This is a genomic window from Rhodoferax ferrireducens (assembly GCF_031458075.1).
GTDB lineage: Bacteria > Pseudomonadota > Gammaproteobacteria > Burkholderiales > Burkholderiaceae_C > Rhodoferax_B > Rhodoferax_B ferrireducens_A.
The window spans coordinates 1,201,344-1,219,053 of sequence record NZ_JAVDXT010000001.1; the positions used below are offsets into that span (position 1 = coordinate 1,201,344).

20 protein-coding genes are annotated in these 17,710 nt (G+C 64.3%); 13 read left to right on the forward strand and 7 right to left on the reverse strand.

Annotated elements, in window-relative coordinates; translation table 11 throughout:
• Nucleotides 1-6: 6 nt before the first annotated feature.
• A complete protein-coding gene (locus tag J2X19_RS05695) occupies nt 7-489 on the reverse strand; it encodes an MSMEG_0572/Sll0783 family nitrogen starvation response protein (protein ID WP_310371414.1) in 483 nt (160 codons plus the stop codon).
• A 348-nt stretch (nt 490-837) separates the two neighbouring features.
• Between J2X19_RS05695 and J2X19_RS05700 the strand changes: the two genes are divergently transcribed.
• From J2X19_RS05700 to J2X19_RS05745, 10 genes are all read left to right on the forward strand, one after another.
• A complete protein-coding gene (locus J2X19_RS05700; protein ID WP_310371416.1) occupies nt 838-2,229 on the forward strand; it encodes an aminotransferase-like domain-containing protein in 1,392 nt (463 codons plus the stop codon).
• A 9-nt stretch (nt 2,230-2,238) separates the two neighbouring features.
• Nucleotides 2,239-2,706, forward strand: a complete 468-nt coding sequence (locus tag J2X19_RS05705) for a nuclear transport factor 2 family protein (protein ID WP_310371417.1) — start codon at nt 2,239-2,241, stop codon at nt 2,704-2,706.
• 99 nt (nt 2,707-2,805) lie between these two features.
• Nucleotides 2,806-3,249, forward strand: a complete 444-nt coding sequence (gene cynS, locus J2X19_RS05710) for a cyanase (RefSeq protein WP_116604389.1) — start codon at nt 2,806-2,808, stop codon at nt 3,247-3,249.
• Nucleotides 3,250-3,312: 63 nt separating this feature from the next.
• Nucleotides 3,313-3,750 (forward strand): ribonuclease HI family protein, encoded by a 438-nt coding sequence (locus J2X19_RS05715; RefSeq protein WP_310371420.1) that lies wholly within the window; start codon nt 3,313-3,315, stop codon nt 3,748-3,750.
• A 19-nt stretch (nt 3,751-3,769) separates the two neighbouring features.
• Entirely contained in the window at nt 3,770-4,171 is a 402-nt protein-coding gene (locus tag J2X19_RS05720) for a GNAT family N-acetyltransferase (protein WP_310371423.1), read from the forward strand.
• Nucleotides 4,172-4,230: 59 nt separating this feature from the next.
• Nucleotides 4,231-4,473, forward strand: coding sequence for a DUF2789 domain-containing protein (locus J2X19_RS05725; RefSeq protein WP_116604387.1), 243 nt, complete (start codon nt 4,231-4,233; stop codon nt 4,471-4,473).
• A 189-nt stretch (nt 4,474-4,662) separates the two neighbouring features.
• On the forward strand, nt 4,663-5,187 hold the full coding sequence (locus J2X19_RS05730; RefSeq protein ID WP_116604386.1) for a TRAP transporter small permease: 525 nt from the start codon (nt 4,663-4,665) through the stop codon (nt 5,185-5,187).
• The gene (locus tag J2X19_RS05735; protein ID WP_310371428.1) at nt 5,184-6,482 is read left to right on the forward strand and encodes a TRAP transporter large permease; all 1,299 of its coding nucleotides are present in this window, start codon (nt 5,184-5,186) and stop codon (nt 6,480-6,482) included. The genes J2X19_RS05730 and J2X19_RS05735 overlap by 4 nt, the downstream gene beginning before the upstream one ends.
• A gap of 17 nt (nt 6,483-6,499) precedes the next feature.
• Nucleotides 6,500-7,528 (forward strand): DctP family TRAP transporter solute-binding subunit, encoded by a 1,029-nt coding sequence (locus tag J2X19_RS05740; protein ID WP_310371430.1) that lies wholly within the window; start codon nt 6,500-6,502, stop codon nt 7,526-7,528.
• Nucleotides 7,529-7,540: 12 nt separating this feature from the next.
• Entirely contained in the window at nt 7,541-7,948 is a 408-nt protein-coding gene (locus tag J2X19_RS05745) for a YchJ family protein (protein WP_116604383.1), read from the forward strand.
• A gap of 43 nt (nt 7,949-7,991) precedes the next feature.
• Here the strand turns inward: J2X19_RS05745 and J2X19_RS05750 are convergent, their stop codons facing one another.
• The 5 genes from J2X19_RS05750 to J2X19_RS05770 all read right to left on the reverse strand — a co-directional run bounded on the left by J2X19_RS05750 (nt 7,992) and on the right by J2X19_RS05770 (nt 12,890).
• Nucleotides 7,992-8,609: an NAD(P)H-dependent oxidoreductase gene (locus J2X19_RS05750; RefSeq protein ID WP_310371433.1), complete on the reverse strand. Its 618-nt coding sequence runs from the start codon at nt 8,607-8,609 to the stop codon at nt 7,992-7,994.
• Between the two features lie 99 nt (nt 8,610-8,708).
• The gene (locus J2X19_RS05755; RefSeq protein ID WP_310371435.1) at nt 8,709-9,764 is read right to left on the reverse strand and encodes an XdhC family protein; all 1,056 of its coding nucleotides are present in this window, start codon (nt 9,762-9,764) and stop codon (nt 8,709-8,711) included.
• Nucleotides 9,765-9,784: 20 nt separating this feature from the next.
• A complete protein-coding gene (locus J2X19_RS05760) occupies nt 9,785-12,031 on the reverse strand; it encodes a xanthine dehydrogenase family protein molybdopterin-binding subunit (RefSeq protein ID WP_310371437.1) in 2,247 nt (748 codons plus the stop codon).
• Between the two features lie 13 nt (nt 12,032-12,044).
• A complete protein-coding gene (locus tag J2X19_RS05765; RefSeq protein WP_092758584.1) occupies nt 12,045-12,518 on the reverse strand; it encodes a (2Fe-2S)-binding protein in 474 nt (157 codons plus the stop codon).
• 30 nt (nt 12,519-12,548) lie between these two features.
• Nucleotides 12,549-12,890 carry a c-type cytochrome gene (locus J2X19_RS05770; protein ID WP_116604380.1) on the reverse strand — a complete coding sequence of 114 codons (342 nt, stop codon included), beginning with the start codon at nt 12,888-12,890 and terminating at the stop codon, nt 12,549-12,551.
• A 95-nt stretch (nt 12,891-12,985) separates the two neighbouring features.
• On the opposite strand from J2X19_RS05770, the gene J2X19_RS05775 reads away from it, so the two are divergent.
• The 3 genes from J2X19_RS05775 (at nt 12,986) to J2X19_RS05785 (ending at nt 16,900) form a co-directional block, all read left to right on the forward strand.
• A complete protein-coding gene (locus J2X19_RS05775) occupies nt 12,986-13,888 on the forward strand; it encodes a LysR family transcriptional regulator (protein WP_116604379.1) in 903 nt (300 codons plus the stop codon).
• A gap of 283 nt (nt 13,889-14,171) precedes the next feature.
• Entirely contained in the window at nt 14,172-15,188 is a 1,017-nt protein-coding gene (locus tag J2X19_RS05780; protein ID WP_207776254.1) for an extracellular solute-binding protein, read from the forward strand.
• Nucleotides 15,185-16,900 (forward strand): diguanylate cyclase domain-containing protein, encoded by a 1,716-nt coding sequence (locus J2X19_RS05785; RefSeq protein WP_310371443.1) that lies wholly within the window; start codon nt 15,185-15,187, stop codon nt 16,898-16,900. Before J2X19_RS05780 ends, J2X19_RS05785 begins: the two co-directional genes overlap by 4 nt.
• 219 nt (nt 16,901-17,119) lie before the next feature.
• Here the strand turns inward: J2X19_RS05785 and J2X19_RS05790 are convergent, their stop codons facing one another.
• Nucleotides 17,120-17,704, reverse strand: a complete 585-nt coding sequence (locus tag J2X19_RS05790) for a DinB family protein (protein WP_310371445.1) — start codon at nt 17,702-17,704, stop codon at nt 17,120-17,122.
• Nucleotides 17,705-17,710: the final 6 nt, after the last annotated feature.

The window sequence follows — 17,710 nt, forward strand, 5'->3', positions numbered from 1 at the left end:
GTGTCCTTACAGTGTCCAGGTGTCCAGAATGACCGCGTTGGCCTTCTTGTGGATCAGCACAATGTCCAGCACATCCAGCGGGCTGATGGGGCGGATGCCTTCGATCAGAGCACCTTCGCCGTGGCCGTACAGCGCCTGCAGCGCAAAGCGGCAGGCGTAGACCTTGCCGCCTTCGGCCATGAACTTGGTGATCTGGTTGTTGAAGTTCTGGTGCCCAGGAAAGGCCTCGTCACCCAGCGTGGGGAAGCCGCGCTGCACGCCCAGCGTCACGCCCGGGCCGTACAGCAGCACCGAGGTCTCAAACCCTTTGCGCAGCAAGCGCGTGGCCTGTAGCAGATTGACGAAGCCGATCGAGCCTTCGAAGGCCACGGTGTGGAAGGTGACCAGGGCTTTCTGGCCCGGATCGGCCTTCACGTCTTCAAAGACTTTTTCTTCATAGTCGACGAGGAAATCGCCTTTGGCGTTTGTGGGCTTGGTGACTTTGGGCATGGGGAATCTCCGGTAGGTACAGGGTGGATGAAAGGGAATCGCCCCCTGCTTTTTGCATGCTCTGTGCCACCGGCCAGGCACTGCCATGCGATCAAGTCGCCATCAACCAGGCTGGGCAACTCCGGGCCGCCCGAAATATTTTTTGCGGGCTCGGAATCCCCGCTTTTGCGGTCCCAGCAATGCACTGGATTAATGCGTTTGCCATGCGATCAATGCACCCGATAAATGGTTTTTATGCACCGGCAGGATGCGTTTCTGTGGGAGTGGACAGGCTCGAAAATTGCATCATTGATTGCATGCAAATACGATCAAGTCATGCGATCAAGTTGAACGAGCCAGTCACACGCCATGAATAAGACCCCTGTCCACTGGACCAAGAAGCTGCAAAAGAGCGACAAGCCGGCCTATCTGTCGATCGCCGACCTGATTGCCGACGACGTGCGCACCGGCCGCCTGGTGGCGCGCGACCGGCTGCCTACGCTGCGCGAGCTGGCCGAAGACCTGCAGCTGAACTACACCACGGTGGCGCGCGGCTACAGCGAGGCGCGCAAGCGCGGCCTGATCGACACGCACGCAGGCATGGGTACCTTCATCCGGGGTCGTAGCCCGAGCCTGCCGTTGCGCGGTGGCAGTGCGGCCGAGATGACCATGAACCTGCCGCCCGAGCCGCAAGACCCGGCCCTGCTGGCCCACATGCACGACACGGCCGCCGGTGTGCTGGCCAGTGCGGACCTGTACGCGCTGCTGCGCTACCAGGACTTTGGCGGCACGCTGCACGACCGCGAGGTGGCCGCCCAGTGGCTGCGCCGGCGCCTGCCCACCTGCCGGGTCGAGCAGGTGCTGGTGTGTCCCGGCATCCACAGCGTGTTGACGGCGCTGTTTTCGCAACTGGCGCGGCCCGGCGAGCTGGTCTGCGTGGAGGCGCTGACCTACCCTGGGGTGAAAGCTATCGCCGCCCAGCTCGGCATCCAGCTGCACGCGTTGCCGCTGGACGACGACGGCCCCAGCGCCGAGGCTTTTGAGCATGCCTGCAAAACCCTGCACCCCAAGGCGCTGTACTGCAACCCCACGCTGCTGAACCCGACCACCGCTACCGTCAGCCGGTCCCGGCGCGAAGCCCTGGCCGATGTGGCGCTGCGCTACGCGATTCCGATCATCGAAGACGATGCCTATGCGATGTTGCCCAGAGAGCTGCCTCCGGCCATGGCCACCTTGGCGCCGGGCCTGACCTACTACATCACCGGCTTTTCCAAGTGCTTTGGCGCGGGCCTGCGCAACGCCTATGTGTGCTCGCCGGGCGACCGCCAGTCGCAGCGCCTGGCCGGCGCCATGCGCGCCACCACCGTGATGGCCTCGCCGTTCACCAATGCGCTGGCCAGCTTCTGGGTGGAGGACGGCACGGCAGAGGCCATGCTGAACGCCATCCGCGATGAATGCACGGCGCGCCAGGCGATTGCCGAGCGCTACCTGGCGCCGTACGGCATGCTGGGCCACCCTGAGTCCTTCCATCTGTGGCTGCCGGTCGCCGAGGGCTGGAGCCCGGTGGAATTGGCGGCCCATCTGCGCAGCCAGGGCGTGGGTGTGGTGGCCAGCGCCGCGTTTTCCACCGACGGCGACCCGCCGGATGCGGTGCGCATCTGCCTGGGCGGCCCGACCACGCTGGACGAATGCGAACGCGGCATGCACCTCGTCGCCGACACACTTTTGCACCCGGTGCACCACCACGCCACCAACCTTTAAGGACACACCATGGAAACCAAACCGCCGCTGCCGCCGTTCACTTTCGAATCGGCCACCCAAAAAACCCGCATGGCCGAAGACGCCTGGAACAGCCGCGACCCGGACCGCGTGGTCCAGGTCTATACCGAGGACACGCGCTGGCGCAACCGCGCCGAATTCCCTGTGGGCCGCGCCGAGGTGCACCAGTTCCTGACCCGCAAATGGGCCAAGGAGCTGGACTACCGGCTGGTCAAGGAGCTCTGGGCCTTCACCGGCAACCGCATCGCCGTGCGCTTTGCCTACGAGTGGCACGACGCCGCCGGCCAGTGGTTTCGAAGCTATGGCAACGAGAACTGGGAGTTCACCGAACAGGGCCTGATGGCCTGGCGCTTTGCCAGCATCAACGACCTGGCGATCAGCGAGGCCGAGCGCAAATTCCACTGGCCGCTGGGGCGCCGGCCGGACGAACATGCCTCGCTGAGTGCTATGGATTTATAGGAGAAAGTTAAGCCTCCAATCGGCAGCTGGCGCAGATATTGCCTGCGCAAGATGCTATCAAAAAGATACCGTTTTTCATAAACCCAGTCAGGAGCATCCATGAACCGCAACGACATCACCGAGAAGATCATCACCGTCAAGGTCGCCAAAGGCATCCAGTGGGCGGCCGTGGCCAAGAAGGTCGGGCAGTCCAAGGAATGGACCACGGCCGCCTGCCTGGGCCAGATGACCTGCACACCCGAGCAGGCCAAGGTCATCGGCAAGATCTTCGGCCTGAGCAGCGACGAGCAGAAGTGGCTGCAGGTGGTGCCGTACAAGGGCTCGCTGCCCACTCCGGTACCGACCGACCCGCTGATCTACCGCTGGTACGAGATCGTCAGCGTCTACGGCACCACGATCAAGGAGCTGATCCATGAAGAGTTTGGCGACGGCATCATGAGCGCCATCGACTTCAGCATGGACATCGAACGCCAACCGGACCCCAAGGGGGATCGGGTCAAGGTGGTGCTGTCGGGCAAGTTCCTGCCGTACAAGACCTATTGAGACTGGCCGGGCGTCGCACCGGGCCGCAGTTCCTGCAGAATGCGGGCCAACGGAAGATCGCCGATGGACCCCTGGATTGTTTACTGTGACGGCAGTGCCGTGCCCAACCCCGGCCGCATCGGCCTGGGCGTGCTGTTGATCGCCCCCGATGGCACGCGCCACACGCTGTCGCGGGCACCGCAGCTGCAGGCCTGCAACAACGAAGCCGAGCTGCGTGCGCTGATGGCGGCGCTGCAGGAGCTGCAGGCCCGCGGCGCCCGCGCGTTGCGCGTGCATTGCGACAACAGCGTGGTGGTCGAGCAGATCACCGATACCAACGCCAAGCCGATTGCGCGGCTGGAGGCCTTGTTCGGGGAAGCGCGGGCGCTGTTCCAGTCCTTCGAGCAGGCCGAGCTGCTGTGGATACCGCAGCACCGCAATAGCGAGGCCGACGCGCTGGCCCGGGCGGCGCTGGGCATCACGGTGCCACGCGTGGTCAAAATCGCCAAGAAGCGGCGGTAGTCGCGTTAAGGAGAAAAGGATGGACGTGCGGAGTATTTCCACGGCGGACCTTGATGGCGTTTACCGCCTTCTTCTCAACAATGGCTGGGCGCACCGTATTGGCGGCGTGGCACAACTTGCGCAGCTGGTTTCTGCATCGCAACGCGTTGTCGTGGCCTTGGTTGATAACGAGCTTGTCGGGTTTGCGCGCGCCATCACAGACGGCATATCGAACGGGTATATATCCATGGTCGTTGTCGCCGAGCCGTTCCGTCGACAAGGCATTGGCCAAGCCCTGGTAGATGCAATCATCGGTTCGGACAAAACCATCACCTGGGTACTGCGGGCTGGCAGAGATGGCGCAGCGGAGTTCTTTAAGAAACTAGGGTTTACAGAATCATCCATTGCCATGGAGCGACCCCGGCTCGACCCGCTTCGATGACGACTGCCCCCAAGCCCCTGTCCTATCGCCCCGGCGCCCAAAATGCAGTAAGGTAAGGCATGGACACTTCTACACACCGCTTCACCGAGCTTTTCGCCCAGCTGGGACTTCCTTCTGACGCGCAAAGCATTGCCCACTTTCTGGCCATGCACTCGCCGCTGGCTGGCAACATCCAGTTGCCGGACGCGACGTTCTGGTCGCCCGCGCAGGCCACGTTTCTGCGCGAGGCCTTGCAGCAGGATTCGGACTGGGCCGAGCTGGCCGACCAGTTGAGTCAAGCCCTGCGGGCACCCGGGGCCTGAGCCGCCAAGAATGCATTGCTTGGGGGTAGACAACGGATGTCGGTTTACCTCGCGTAAACCCTAGGGTGTTCGGGGGCGGCAGGGGATGTAACAAAGTTATGATGCCGGCTGGTTTTTTGCCGCGCCGTTGCTTCTGTCACGCGCCCGGTGGGCCGACTTTGGTCCTGTCTCTCATATCCCCTGACCCGTATGTCCTCCGACTCCCAGCCTGGGCCAGACGCGCCCGCCGTAGACGCCCCCGAACCCGACCCCCAGACCACCGTCCCTTTGAAGATCGAAGACTGGCTGACCGTGCTGGTGATGGGCGCGCTGGCGCTAATTACTTTTGCCAATGTGCTGGCGCGCTACTTCACCAACGAGTCGTTTGCCTGGACCGAGGAAATCTCGGTGTTCCTGATGATTGCGTTGACCCTGGTGGCCGCCTCGGCCGCGGTCGCGCGGGATCGGCACATCCGCATCGAATACTTCTCCGACAGCGGCAGCATGGCGCGCCGCAAAGGCCTGTCGCGCTTTGGCGCGGTGATGGTGGCAATTCTGTTCACCCTGATCGGCACGCTGAGCATCCGCATGGTCTGGGACGACTACCGCTTTGAAGAAACCACGCCCGGCATTGGCCTGCCTGCCTGGTGGTATTCGATGTGGCTGCCGATTCTGTCCTTAGGCATTGCGCTGCGCGCTGTCGGCCTGTTCATCCGCCGGGGCCGCGAAGCATGATCACCACGCTCTTGTTTCTGACCTTCATCACCATGATGCTGATGGGCGTGCCGATTGGCGTCGCCCTGGGCCTGGCCGGTGCTGCGGCGATTGCGATTGCCAACAGCAGCAGCCAGTGGTTTGGTCTGCTGGCCGTGCCGCAGAACTTCTACGCCGGCCTGGGCAAGTACCCGCTGCTGGCGATCCCGATGTTTGTGCTGGTCGGCTCGATCTTCGACCGCTCGGGTGTGGCCTCGCGGTTGGTGAACTTTGCGGTGGCGGTGGTCGGGCGCGGCCCCGGCATGCTGCCGCTGGTGGCGATTGCGGTGGCGATGTTTCTGGGCGGTATTTCCGGCTCCGGCCCGGCCTGTGCGGCGGCGGTGGGCGCGGTGATGATCAGCGCGATGAACAAGGCGGGTTATCCGCCGGCGTTTTCGGCCAGCGTGGTGGGCGCTGCAGCGGCCACCGACATCCTGATTCCACCGTCTATCGCCTTCATCGTCTATTCGATCCTGGTGCCCGGCGCTTCGGTGCCGGCGCTGTTCGCTGCCGGCATGATTCCTGGCGTGCTGGCCGGCCTGGCGTTGATCGTGCCGGCCGTGTGGCTGTCGCGCAAACACAAGATGGGCGCACTGGAAGCGACTCTGCCAAGGCCGCCGTTCTGGGCCAGCCTGCGCGATGCGGTCTGGGGCCTGGCCGCCCCCGTGTTGATCCTGGGCGGCATGCGCGCCGGCTGGTTCACGCCCACCGAGGCGGCCGTGGTGGCGGTGTTCTACGGCCTGTTCGTCGGCATGTTCATCCACCGCACGATGACGGTGCGCGATCTGTTTCCCATCCTGCGCGAATCGGGCGAGCTGTCGGCGGTGATTTTGCTGGTGGTGTCGCTGGCGGGCATCTTTGCCTATTCGCTGTCCACCCTGGGCGTGATCGACCCGATCACCAACGCCATCGTCAATTCCGGCCTGGGCGAATACGGCGTGCTGGCGCTGCTGATCGTGATGCTGGTTACCGTCGGCATGTTCCTCGACGGCGTGTCGATCTTTTTGATCTTTGTGCCCTTGCTGCTGCCGATTGCCACGCACTACCACTGGGATTTGGTGTGGTTCGGCGTGATCCTGACTCTCAAGGTCGCACTCGGCCAGTTCACGCCGCCGCTGGCCGTCAATCTGATGGTGTCTTGCCGCATCGCCAAGGTGCGCATGGAAGAGACCGTGCCCTGGGTCGGCTGGATGCTGTTTTCGATGTTCTTGGTGATGGTGCTGGTGATTGCCTTCCCTCAGTTGGCGCTCTGGCTGCCGCACCATCTGGGTTATTAATTTTTTAGGAGACAAAAATGAAAGTTCGCTCATTCCTCGCCCTGGCCGTCGCTACGGCCGCCATGCTGGCCACCACCGGCAGCATCGCCCAAACCTACAAGCCCGAGTACAAGATGTCGCTGGTGCTGGGCACCGCCTTCCCCTGGGGCAAGGGCGGCGAGATCTGGGCCAATATGGTCCGCGAGCGCACCCAAGGCCGCATCAACATCAAGCTGTACCCCGGCGTGTCGCTGATCCAGGGCGACCAGACGCGCGAATTCTCGGCGTTGCGCCAGGGCGTAATCGACATGGCCATCGGCTCCACCATCAACTGGTCGCCGCAGGTGAAGGAGCTGAACCTGTTCTCGCTGCCCTTCCTGATGCCCGACTACGCGGCCATCGACTCGCTGACCCAAGGCCAGGTCGGCAAGGACATCTTCAAGATTATCGACAAGGCCGGTGTGCAGCCCCTGGCCTTTGGTGAAAACGGCTACCGTGAAATCAGCAACTCCAAACTGGCCATCCACAAGCCGGCCGACCTGAAGGGCCTGAAGATCCGCGTCGTTGGCTCGCCGCTGTTCCAGGACACCTTCACCGCCCTGGGCGCGAACCCCACGCAAATGAGCTGGGCCGATGCCCAGCCCGCGCTGGCCACCGGCGCGGTGGATGGGCAGGAGAACCCGATCTCCATCTACACCGCCGCCAAGCTGCAGAACGTGGCGCAAAAGCATGTGACCATGTGGGGCTATGTGGCCGATCCGCTGGTGTTTGTGGTGAACAAGGACATCTGGGCCAGCTGGACCGAGGCCGACCGCGCCATCGTCAAGCAGGCTGCGCTGGATGCCGCCCGCGACCAGATCGCCATTGCCCGCAAAGGCCTGGTCGAAGCCGACCAGCCGCTGCTGAAAGACCTGGGCGCGCTGGGCGTCACCGTCACCAAGCTCAGTCCTGAAGAACGTGCTGCCTTTGTCGCCGCCACCCGCCCGGTGTACGACAAGTGGAAAAAGACCATCGGCGCCGACCTCGTGGCCACCGCCGAGAAGTCCATTGCCGCGCGCAAGAAGTAAGCTTCTCCGCCTATGAAGAAAAATCTGCATCCCGCCCACGCCCCCTGTCCTTGCGACAGCGGCAAACCCTACGCCGAGTGCTGCGCGCCCTGGCACAAGGGCATGGATGCAGGCGTTTATGCGCCCACGGCCGAGGCGCTGATGCGCTCGCGCTACAGCGGCTATGTGCTGGGCCTGCTGGAGTATTTGTTGTTCACCTGGCACCCGTCCACCGCGCCTGGGGATCTGGAACTGCCACCGGTCAAGTGGCTGGGCCTGGAAGTGCGCCATGCAATGGAGGCCGGCGATGCTGGGGTGGTCGAGTTCGTCGCGCGCTGCCGCGATGGCGGTAAAGCCCAGCGCATGCACGAGACCAGCCGCTTTGTGCGGCAGGACGGGCGCTGGTATTACATCGACGGGCAGATGCATGGGGCGGAGTAGGGTGCTACTTAAATAATAGCCGCTTGCGCATATGGAATATGCGCTAGACCCCTATAAGACACTCAGAATCAACGACAAACTCGGCCAGATGCGCGCGTAGCCGCACCATGTCGTTCTCGACGGTCGGTGCCTTGAACACGTCGAAGCATGAGAACGACGGCAGTACCTCCATGCCGCTAAACGCGTAGTTGGCGGTGTTGGCCACCAGCACGTCGTCTACCGATTTGCCTTTAAACAGGTCTTGCGCCGGGTTGTCGAATGCCTCTTGCGGCGCATTCCAGGTGAGTGACGCCATGTACTGCTTGCCTTGCAGCAAACCGCCCGAGCCGTACTGCCGGGTGGGGTCGGTGCGGGTGCGGCCATCGCCGGTGATGAAGCTGCCCTGCAGCATGCCCGCGGTAAACACCTCGTCCACGTACTTTTTGTAGATCCACGGCATGCCAAACCAGTACACGGGCGACTGCAGAACGATGAGGTCGGCCCACAGGTGTTTGGCGACCTCGTCGGCTACCGTATAGCCTTTTTCGATGTGGGTGTGCTGCACGGTGTAGCCGCGCTGCTCCATCTCCTGCTGCACCACGTCGGCCATGGCCGCGTTGAGTTTGCCGGTGGAAATGCCCTCGTAGAACTGGTGGGCGTGGAGGATTAAAACGTTTTGCATGTCGGCTTTCTGTTGAACATATTTAACTGTAGGTTGGTGCATTCAAAAGAAAAATAGCCCAATGCTGCATGCCTTGTGAAGATTTTCTTCAATATCAGATCACGCCACGACTTCACAGCCGGGAAAGCTGGCACTTTCCTCGCCGTGTTTGCCCTGCTTGCTCTGCTTACCTATGGCCACCGGTGTGGGGGCGGGCTGGCGGATACCGTTCTTCACCGCCACCACCTCGGCCATGATGGACAGGGCGATTTCGGCGGGGGTCTTGCTGGCGATGTACAGGCCCGCGGGGCCGTGCAGTGCATGCAGCGCGGACTCGGAGATGTCGAAGTGCGTGCGCAGCCGCTCATGGCGCAGCGCACTGTTGCGCCGCGAGCCGATGGCACCCACGTAGAAGGCATCAGACTGCAGCGCGTCGATCAGCGCCAGATCGTCCAGCTTGGGGTCGTGGGTCAGCGCCACCACGGCGGTGCGCGCATCGGGCTTCAAGCGCAAGACCAGATCGTCGGGCATTTCATGGCTGAGCTGCACGCCGTCTAGCGCCCAGCCCGCACGGTGTTCTTCGCGCGGATCGCAGACGATCACCTCAAAGCCCAGGCCCAGCGCCATCTGGCACAGAAAGCGCGACAAGTCCCCGGCACCGATCACGATGATGCGGGCCTGCGGTCCCAGGTGGGTGGTGAGGTGGGTGTCGCTCAAAACAGGCACGCCGTCCCGGTGGCCTGCGCCCAATGCCACCTCGCCGGTGCGCAGGTCCAGCCGCCGCTCGGTGTTGCGCCGTTGCAGGCAGGCCTTCAGCAGCGCCTCCAGCTGGCTGCGGGGCGACATGGGCTCCAGCACCAGTTCCACCGTGCCGCCGCAAGGCAGGCCGAAGCGGTGCGCCGCATCGGCGGATATGCCGTAGCGCAGCACCGCGGGCGTGTCCGTCGCGCAGGCTGCCTGCACGCCACCCTCTCGGATACGCAGGATCAGGTCGTCCTCGATACAGCCGCCCGAGACCGAGCCCACCGTCTCCCCGCGCCCGTTGAGGGCCATCAGCGAGCCCGGTGGCCGGGGCGAGGAGCCCCAGGTGCGCGCCACGGTGACCAGCACCACCGGCAACCCCTGGGCCTGCCAGCCTACGGCGGTGCGCAAGACCAGGGTGTCGAGGTCTTCCATGGTGTCTCCTTTGAAGGTTCTCAGGCGAGGTTGAACGGCAACTGCCGCAATGGCTTGCCCGTGAGCAGCGCAATCGCATTGGCAAACGCCGGTGCCAGGGGTGGCAGGCCGGGCTCGCCCACGCCTTTGGGCGGCTCCGCACTGGGCACGATGTGCACCGCGAACGCGGGTATGTCGGTGATGCGCGGCACGGTGAAGTCGCCGAAATTGCTTTGCTCCACCACGCCGTCCTTCAGCGTGATGGCCGCGCCGGGCAGGCACATCGACAGGCCCATGACAGCCGCGCCCTGGATCTGGGCTTCGATGCTGCGCGGGTTGACGGCCAGGTTGCAATGCACGCCCGCAGTGGCGCGGTGCAGCACCGGCTGCCCGTCCTGGACCGAGGCCTCGACCACGTAGGCCACCACGGTCTCAAACGACTCGTGCACCGCCACGCCCCAGGCGCGGCCTGGGGGCAGTGTGGTCTTGCCATAACCGCTGCGGTCCACCGCCAGTTGCAAGGCCGCGCGGTGGCGTGGATGCTTGTCGCCGAACAGCGCCATCCGGTAGGCCACCGGGTCTTGCCCGGTGCTGCGGGCGATATCGTCGAGCAGGGTCTCCATCACGAACGCGGTGTGCGTGGAGCCTACGCTGCGCCACCACAGTACCGGCACGTTCAGCTTGGGGTGGTGCACGGTCAGGCGCATGGGCAGGTCGTACGGATCGCGCATGCCTTCGGTGGCGGTGGCATCGATGCCATCCTTCACCTGGAACGATTCGAAGACCGTTCCCACCAGGATGGATTGGCCCACGATGGTGTGGTCCCAGGCCAGCACCTTGCCGCGTGCGTCGAAGCCGATGTGCGCGCGATGCAGGTGCATGGGGCGGTAGTAACCGCCCTTGATGTCGTCCTCGCGGCTCCACAGCAGGCGCACAGGTACGTTCAGGCCTGCGGTGCGCGCAGCCTTGGCGATCTGGCAGGCCTCGACCACGTAGTCGCTGCTGCCCACAAAGCGCCGACCAAAGCCGCCGCCTGCCATCTGCACGTGCACTTTCACCTGCTCGGGTTGGATGCCCAGCGCCTTGGCCGCCGCAGCCGCGTCCAGCCCGGCGCTTTGGGTGCCCACCCACAGTTCAGCACTATCGCCCGCCAGCCGGACGGTGCAGTTCAGCGGCTCCATCGGCGCGTGGGCCAGGTACGGAAACAAAAACTCGGCTTCGATGTGGTGCGGGGCCTTGTCCAGCGCCGACAGGTCGGCATCGAACTTACGCGGGCCGGGTTGCTGGGCCAGCGCCCGGTACTGCGCCAGTTGCTTCTCGCTGTCTACCTTCTCGACGGCAGACGTATCCCATTGCAGCTTCAGCGCGTCGCGCCCCAGCTTGGCAGGCCAGTAGCCGTCGGCCACCACCGCCACGCCTTCGCCGCCCAGGTCGACCGGTATGCGGAACACCGCTTGCACGCCTTTCACGGCGCGTGCCGCGCTGTCGTCCACCGAGGCCAGGCGGGCACCGAACACCGGTGGGCGCGCCACTACGGCGGTGAGCTGGCCGGGATGCTTGACATCGATGCCGAAGTCCTGTCGCCCGCTGCTCTTGGCGCGCGCATCCAGGCGCGTGGTGGGCTGGCCGATGATTCGAAAGTCCTTGGGGTCTTTCAGCGTGACTTTCTCTGGCACGGGCAGCGCCATGGCGGCTTCGGCCAGTGCGCCGTAGCCCGCCTTGCGGCCACCGGGGCCGATCACCGTGCCGGCCTGCGTGCGCAGCGTGGCGGCATCCACGTTCCATTGTGCGGCGGCGGCAGACAACAGCATGGCCCGCGCACGCGCGCCGAGTTCGCGGTACTGCGTATAGCTGTTCTTGATCGAGTTGGAGCCGCCGGTCAGGTGCATGCCGAACATCGGGTCGTGGTAGGCCGCATCGTTGGTGCCGCATTTGCTGCGCACCAGGCTCCAGTCGGCATCCAGCTCCTCGGCCAGGATCATCGGCAGGCCGGTCTGCACCCCTTGGCCGAATTCCAGCCGGTTGATGGTCACGGTGACTTCGCCATTGGGCGCAATCTGCACAAAGGCCGAGGGCAACTGGGTGGGCTTTAACGCGGAGGCTGCGGCCGAGGCCGTGGCTTGGGCGTTGGCCAGGTAGGGGAAGGCCCCCAACGCCAGACCACCTACGCCCGCCAGCTTCAGGAAGCTGCGCCGGGGCAGGGTGGCGGTCGTGTCGGCATTCGAGCGTTCCATCAAATGTTGCAGCACGCGGGGCAGTTCGGTTGGGTCGATGTGGGTGGGCATCATGGTGGGTATTCCTTCAGGCCAGGGCTTTGGCGGCATCCGCCACGGCGGCGCGAATACGGGCATAGGTGCCACAGCGGCAGATGTTGCCCGCCATGGCCGCGTCGATTTCCGCTGCCGTCGGTTGCTTGCCCTTGGGCTGCGATTGAAGGAAGGCGGTGGCGCTCATGATCTGGCCGCTTTGGCAGTAGCCGCACTGCGCTACGTCATGCTGGACCCAGGCCGCGTGCACGGCGGCACCGACGCGGTCGCTGCCATCGGTGGTGGCCTCGATGGTCTTGATTTTTTTGCCCTCGGCGGCGGAGATGGGCGTGATGCACGAGCGGATGGCCTGTCCGTCCAGATGCACAGTGCAAGCGCCGCACAGCGCAGCCCCACAGCCGAACTTGGTGCCGGTCATACCCAGCGTGTCGCGCAGGGCCCAGAGGATGGGGGTGCCGGGGTCGGTATCGACAGTGAGGTCACGGCCGTTGATGTGCAGGGTGGGCATGTGGAGTTCTCTAAAAAGGGGGGATGTGGATCAGGGGCGGGGGCCGTCCAGCACCCATTGCGCCAGCGTCTGCAGGTCGGCATCGGGAATGCTGGGCTGTGGCGGCATGGGCATGGCACCCCATTTGCCGGTGCTTCCGGCTTTGATGGTGGCTGCCAGTTGCGTTGCAGTTGTGCCGTCGTCGTACTTGGCGCGGATGTCTTTCCAGGACGGCCCCACCGTCTTGGTGGCGGGCTGGTGGCAGGCCACACAGGCGTACTTTTGTGCCAGCGCCTGGCTGGCGGTTGCGTGGACAGGCCACAAGGTGGTGGCACAGAGCCCCAGAGCTGCCAGCAGGCTTGCGGTGGGCGGGGAAGAACGGTTTTTCAGCATGTGGGTTCCATCGGGGGTTTGGTGCACTGTAGGGACCGCAATACAAAAGAAAAATAGCGCAATACTTCATGCCTTATGAAGCTATGCTTAAAAGCATGCAACTCAAACAATTCGACGGCCTGATGGCTTTCTGGAAGGTGGCAGAGCACCGGGGCTTCACGGCGGCGGCTGCCGAGCTGGAGGTGTCGCCCTCGGCCCTGAGCCAGTCCATCCGGCAGCTAGAGGCCCGGCTGGGTGTGCGGCTACTGCACCGCAGCACGCGCAGCGTGAGCCTTACCGAGGCGGGTCAGGCCTACCTGGCGCGGGTCGGCCCGGCGCTGGGCCAGGTGATCGAGGCGGGCGAGGAAATCAATACCTTGCAAGGCCGACCGGCGGGCACCTTGCGCCTGAACTCCGCCCGCATTGCTACCGCCATGGTGTTGCAGCCCTTGCTGGTGGGCTTTCTGGCCGAGCACCCGCAGGTGCAGATTGAGCTGACCAACGACGAGGGCTTTGTGGACATCGTGGAGCAGGGTTTCGATGCCGGTGTGCGCATGGGCGAAAGCCTGGCCCGCGACATGGTGGCCATCCCCCTGGGCGGGCCGGTCACCGTGGCGGTGGTGGCATCAAAGGACTACCTGCGGCAGCATCCCGCACCAGTGCACCCCGACGACCTGGCGCAGCACAACTGCGTGCGTTTTCGCTTTGCCAGCACCGGGGCCATCTACAAATGGGAGTTCCAGTTGGACAGCCGGATCGTGGAGTACGAGGCCCGGGGCAACCTGACCATCACCGACAGCCTGTTCAACCTGGAAGCCGCGCTGGAAGGCGTGGGCCTGGCTTACACCTTTGAGTCGCTGGCACAGCCTTACCTGCAGGCCGGGCGCTTGCAGCGGGTGCTGCAGGCGTATTCGCCCACGTTTCCAGGCTTCTACCTGTACTACCCCAGCCGCCACGACCAGCCTAGCAAACTCAAGGCGTTCATAGACTATGTTCGGCAGCGGGCTGTTCACTCTTGAAACTATAGCTACCTGCGCCGGAGGAATAAGCGCCAAAGCACTATTTCATTGTTATTTTGAATTGCTGGCACATACGCAGTGCCGTGTCGGTCGCGTGAGTGACATTTATCAAATATTGATGTAACAGCAGGCTCGTCCGCTGGGGGTCAGGCTCATGCAGCATCTTTTGGGCTTCTGGCTGGTGTAATCTGCGCGAAAAAGCTGCGCCCTGGATCCAGACCTAGACCGATAGCTCCCACACCCTCGCATGAATCGGCCCCTTCTTTACCGTCGGCATTTCTGTATGGCGCTTGCTGCATCGCCGCTGGCGGCCGTGGCCCATGCTGCCGAGCCCTTGCGGGTGCTGGCCTGGGTGGGCTATGCGGACCCCGATATCGTCAAGACCTTCGAGCAGCGCTACCAGTGCAAGGTGGAGATCACCACCATCTACTCGGATGTGGACCTGTGGCAGAAGGTCAGCCACAACAACGGCCAGGATTTCGACCTGTTCGCGGTCAACACCGCCGAGCTGCAGCGCTATATCCGCATGGGCCTGGTGCAGGGGGTTCCCACCGCTGCCGTGCCGAATCTGGCCAAGCAGCTACCCCGGTTCCGCGATCTGCGGGGCATTCCCGGCCTGGTGCATGGCGGCACGGTCTACGCGATTCCCTATACCTATGCCGAGATGGGCCTGATCTACGACCGCAAGCAAATCCCGCAGGCGCCCAAATCCATCGGCGCGCTGTGGGACCCGCGCTACAAGGGCAAGGTGGTGGCCTACAACGGCGGAACCCATAATTTCTCGCTGGCGGCGATTTCCCTGGGGCTGAAGAAGCCGTTCCAGCTGTCGGCCGCCGACTGGCCGGCGGCGGTCGACCAGTTGATTGCCTTGCGCCGCAACGTAACCGGCTTTTATATCGACCCCGACGAGTCGGTCGACCTGTTCCGCAGCCGCAAGGCCTCGCTGATGTTTGCCAACTACGGCCGCCAGCAGCTGCAGCTGCTGCAGGCGGCCGGGGTGGATGTGGGCTATGTGATTCCCAAGGAAGGCGCGCTGGCCTGGCTGGACTGCTGGACCATCACCCGCGGCGCCAGGAACCGCACGCTGGCCGCCGCCTGGATCAACTACATGCTGGAGCCCGAACCCGGCCAGGTGCTGCGCACTCGCCATGGGCTGGACAACACCACCTCGGCTGCGCCCGAAGACAGCCCCGAAGACCGCCTGCTCTGGCTGGAGCCGGTGGACAGCGAAGATCGCCGCAACCTGCTCTGGGCCCGCATCCTGGCGGGCGACCGTGCCAGCAAGGTATTGGCACCATGAGGTTCGGCATCGTTGCCAAGCTGGCGCTGCTGTTGGCGCTGGTAGGGGTGCTGGCCGCGGGGTTGACCGGCTTTTATGCCTACCAGACCAGCCGTGACCTGCTGGTGGCGTCGGCCAAGAACAAGCTGCTGACATCCACCCAGGTGCTGGCGCGGCGCATCCTGCTGACCCACGAGGAAATCTCGCGCAATCTGCAGGTGCTGGCCCGCCATCCCAGCGTGGTGTCGGTGCTGCAGCAGCCGAACGAGGTCGAAGCCCAGCGGCTGGCCACGCTGCTGGCACTGCTGATGGACGCCCATCCCTCCTACCTGCAGCTGCGGGTGATCTCGGCCAGCGACCACGGGCTGGAGCAGGTGCGGGTCGACCGCGTGGGCCGGGTGGCGCTGCGCGTGCGCGGCGACGACCTGCAGGAAAAAGGCCATTACCCCTATGTGGCCGAAACCCTCAAGCTGCCGGCCGGCGCCATCTATTTGTCGCGCATCACCATCAACCACGAAGGCAATGCCGGGGCGGGGTTGGACCAGCCCACGCTGCAACTGGCCATGCCGGTGATGGACGTGCAAGGCATGGCCATCGGCGTGGTGGTGGTCAACATCGACCTGAACGGCATGTTCGCCCTGCTGGCCGCCGATCTGCCGCCGGTGTTCAAGCTGTTTCTGGCGAACGGCGAGGGCGATATCCTGGTCCACCCCGACAGCAGCAAGACCTTTGGTTTCGACAAAGGCCGGCGCACGCTGGTGCAGGACGAATTTGCGCCCACCCTGGCCGTGGTCGAGGGCAAGCAGGACCACGTGGTGTTCGAAGCCAAGACCGACGGCTACGCAGCCGATCCGGTGGTGGCGGCCTTCATTGAGCAGAAGATCGCCGTCGCGTCGACCGAGAACCGGCTGGTCCTGGGCCTGGCCCAGCCGCTGGGCCAGGTGCTGGAAGAGTCGCAACAACTGGGCAAGGTGATTCTGCAAATCGTCGCCGGCCTGTGCCTGGCCTGCGTGCTGCTGGCCTTGCTGCTGGCGCGCGCCTGGACCCGTCCGCTGGACGCCATCACCCGCGCGGCCCAGCGGTTTGCCAACGGCCAGCAGCCCGGCGAACTGCCCCTGGAACGGCAGGACGAGATCGGCACGCTGGCGCGCAGCTTCCACCAGATGCACTACCAGATCAACCAGCAACTGGCCGATCTGCAGGACAACCAGGAAGAGCTGGAACACCTGGCCCAGCATGACATGCTGACCGACCTGCCGAACCGCCGGCTGTTCCAGGAGCGTCTCGAGCAAGCCCTGGCCCACGCGCGCCGCTATGGTTCGCAGGTGTGCCTGCTGTTCATCGACCTGGACGCGTTCAAGTCCATCAACGACAGCCTGGGCCACGATGTCGGCGATGTGGTGCTGAAGACCATGGCCGAACGCATGCAGCAGATGACCCGCGAGGTCGATACCGTGGCCCGCCTGGGTGGCGACGAGTTCGTGGTGCTGCTGGGCGCACCCGCGCCGAACGACCACCTGACCGTCGTTGCCGACAAGCTGCTGCAGGGCCTGAAGGCGCCGATCCGGGTCCAGTCGCACACCTTGCACGTCACCGCCAGTATCGGCATCAGCCGCTTCCCGCAGGACGGGCAGACCGCGTCGGAGATGCTGATCAACGCCGACCAGGCCATGTACAACGCCAAGCTGGCCGGGCGCGATGGTTTCCGGTTTTTCTCCAATCCAGCTGCGTAAGCCGGTGCAGTAGATTGCTATTGAATGCATAGCGGCTTGCGCTGCTGGAATAAGCGCCAGTGGCCGAAATGAGCGTGCAGTAACCGAGTCCGGCAAGTCCATACCGGACTTGCCGGAGCGACTGCACTGCCTCGCCAGGATGCCGTGTCTTGTCTATCGAGGCCGATGCGGTGAGGTCCATCGTCTGGTAGAAGGTTTCCGCCGCCAACGATGCAGCAGTCAGGTCCAGATGTCGGCTTCGCTCAAGCCCATTTCCGCAAAGTCCTGCCGGCGCAGCGGCGCATCCATGGTGCAGAAGAATTCATCCAACTGCGGTGGTGGCACGGCGGTGCTGGACAGCATGGCGTGCACCTGGCCGCGGTGGTGGATCTGGTGTTCAAACACGTGGGCCAGCAGGCGGGTGCGGGTTTCATGCTGGGCCCCGCTGGGGCGCAGGATGGTGACCACGCGCGACAGGCTGGCATCGTTCAGCGTCTGGCAGTAGGCGATCAGTTTGGCATCGACGGCACGCTGTGCTGCCTGCACCGCCTGGCAGTTGTCGCAGGGCTCCGGTACGTCAAAAAACTCCGCGATGCGCGGGTGGGGCGGTTCGTCGCGCGCCTCGCGCTCGAAGGCGTCGACGTAGAAGCAGTCCACTGCCAGGATGTGGTTGAGCGTGGCCCGGATGGAGGGGAAGAAGCCGCTGCGCGGCGCCACAAACTCGGCGGGGTCCAGGCGCGCGCAGGCCGCCAGCAGCCGGTGGTTCGCCCAGGCGTTGTTGTAGGCCATGGTCGTCAGGTGGTGCGAGAGCGGGTCTTGCGGCATGGCGGG

What these genes read in the sequence shown, in the direction of transcription:
- J2X19_RS05695 (WP_310371414.1), bottom strand. Translation starts at nt 489, where the DNA reads ATGCCCAAAGTCACCAAGCCCACAAACGCCAAAGGCGATTTCCTCGTC.
- J2X19_RS05700 (WP_310371416.1), top strand. Translation starts at nt 838, where the DNA reads ATGAATAAGACCCCTGTCCACTGGACCAAGAAGCTGCAAAAGAGCGAC.
- J2X19_RS05705 (WP_310371417.1), top strand. Translation starts at nt 2,239, where the DNA reads ATGGAAACCAAACCGCCGCTGCCGCCGTTCACTTTCGAATCGGCCACC.
- cynS (WP_116604389.1), top strand. Translation starts at nt 2,806, where the DNA reads ATGAACCGCAACGACATCACCGAGAAGATCATCACCGTCAAGGTCGCC.
- J2X19_RS05715 (WP_310371420.1), top strand. Translation starts at nt 3,313, where the DNA reads ATGGACCCCTGGATTGTTTACTGTGACGGCAGTGCCGTGCCCAACCCC.
- J2X19_RS05720 (WP_310371423.1), top strand. Translation starts at nt 3,770, where the DNA reads ATGGACGTGCGGAGTATTTCCACGGCGGACCTTGATGGCGTTTACCGC.
- J2X19_RS05725 (WP_116604387.1), top strand. Translation starts at nt 4,231, where the DNA reads ATGGACACTTCTACACACCGCTTCACCGAGCTTTTCGCCCAGCTGGGA.
- J2X19_RS05730 (WP_116604386.1), top strand. Translation starts at nt 4,663, where the DNA reads ATGTCCTCCGACTCCCAGCCTGGGCCAGACGCGCCCGCCGTAGACGCC.
- J2X19_RS05735 (WP_310371428.1), top strand. Translation starts at nt 5,184, where the DNA reads ATGATCACCACGCTCTTGTTTCTGACCTTCATCACCATGATGCTGATG.
- J2X19_RS05740 (WP_310371430.1), top strand. Translation starts at nt 6,500, where the DNA reads ATGAAAGTTCGCTCATTCCTCGCCCTGGCCGTCGCTACGGCCGCCATG.
- J2X19_RS05745 (WP_116604383.1), top strand. Translation starts at nt 7,541, where the DNA reads ATGAAGAAAAATCTGCATCCCGCCCACGCCCCCTGTCCTTGCGACAGC.
- J2X19_RS05750 (WP_310371433.1), bottom strand. Translation starts at nt 8,609, where the DNA reads ATGCAAAACGTTTTAATCCTCCACGCCCACCAGTTCTACGAGGGCATT.
- J2X19_RS05755 (WP_310371435.1), bottom strand. Translation starts at nt 9,764, where the DNA reads ATGGAAGACCTCGACACCCTGGTCTTGCGCACCGCCGTAGGCTGGCAG.
- J2X19_RS05760 (WP_310371437.1), bottom strand. Translation starts at nt 12,031, where the DNA reads ATGATGCCCACCCACATCGACCCAACCGAACTGCCCCGCGTGCTGCAA.
- J2X19_RS05765 (WP_092758584.1), bottom strand. Translation starts at nt 12,518, where the DNA reads ATGCCCACCCTGCACATCAACGGCCGTGACCTCACTGTCGATACCGAC.
- J2X19_RS05770 (WP_116604380.1), bottom strand. Translation starts at nt 12,890, where the DNA reads ATGCTGAAAAACCGTTCTTCCCCGCCCACCGCAAGCCTGCTGGCAGCT.
- J2X19_RS05775 (WP_116604379.1), top strand. Translation starts at nt 12,986, where the DNA reads ATGCAACTCAAACAATTCGACGGCCTGATGGCTTTCTGGAAGGTGGCA.
- J2X19_RS05780 (WP_207776254.1), top strand. Translation starts at nt 14,172, where the DNA reads ATGGCGCTTGCTGCATCGCCGCTGGCGGCCGTGGCCCATGCTGCCGAG.
- J2X19_RS05785 (WP_310371443.1), top strand. Translation starts at nt 15,185, where the DNA reads ATGAGGTTCGGCATCGTTGCCAAGCTGGCGCTGCTGTTGGCGCTGGTA.
- J2X19_RS05790 (WP_310371445.1), bottom strand. Translation starts at nt 17,704, where the DNA reads ATGCCGCAAGACCCGCTCTCGCACCACCTGACGACCATGGCCTACAAC.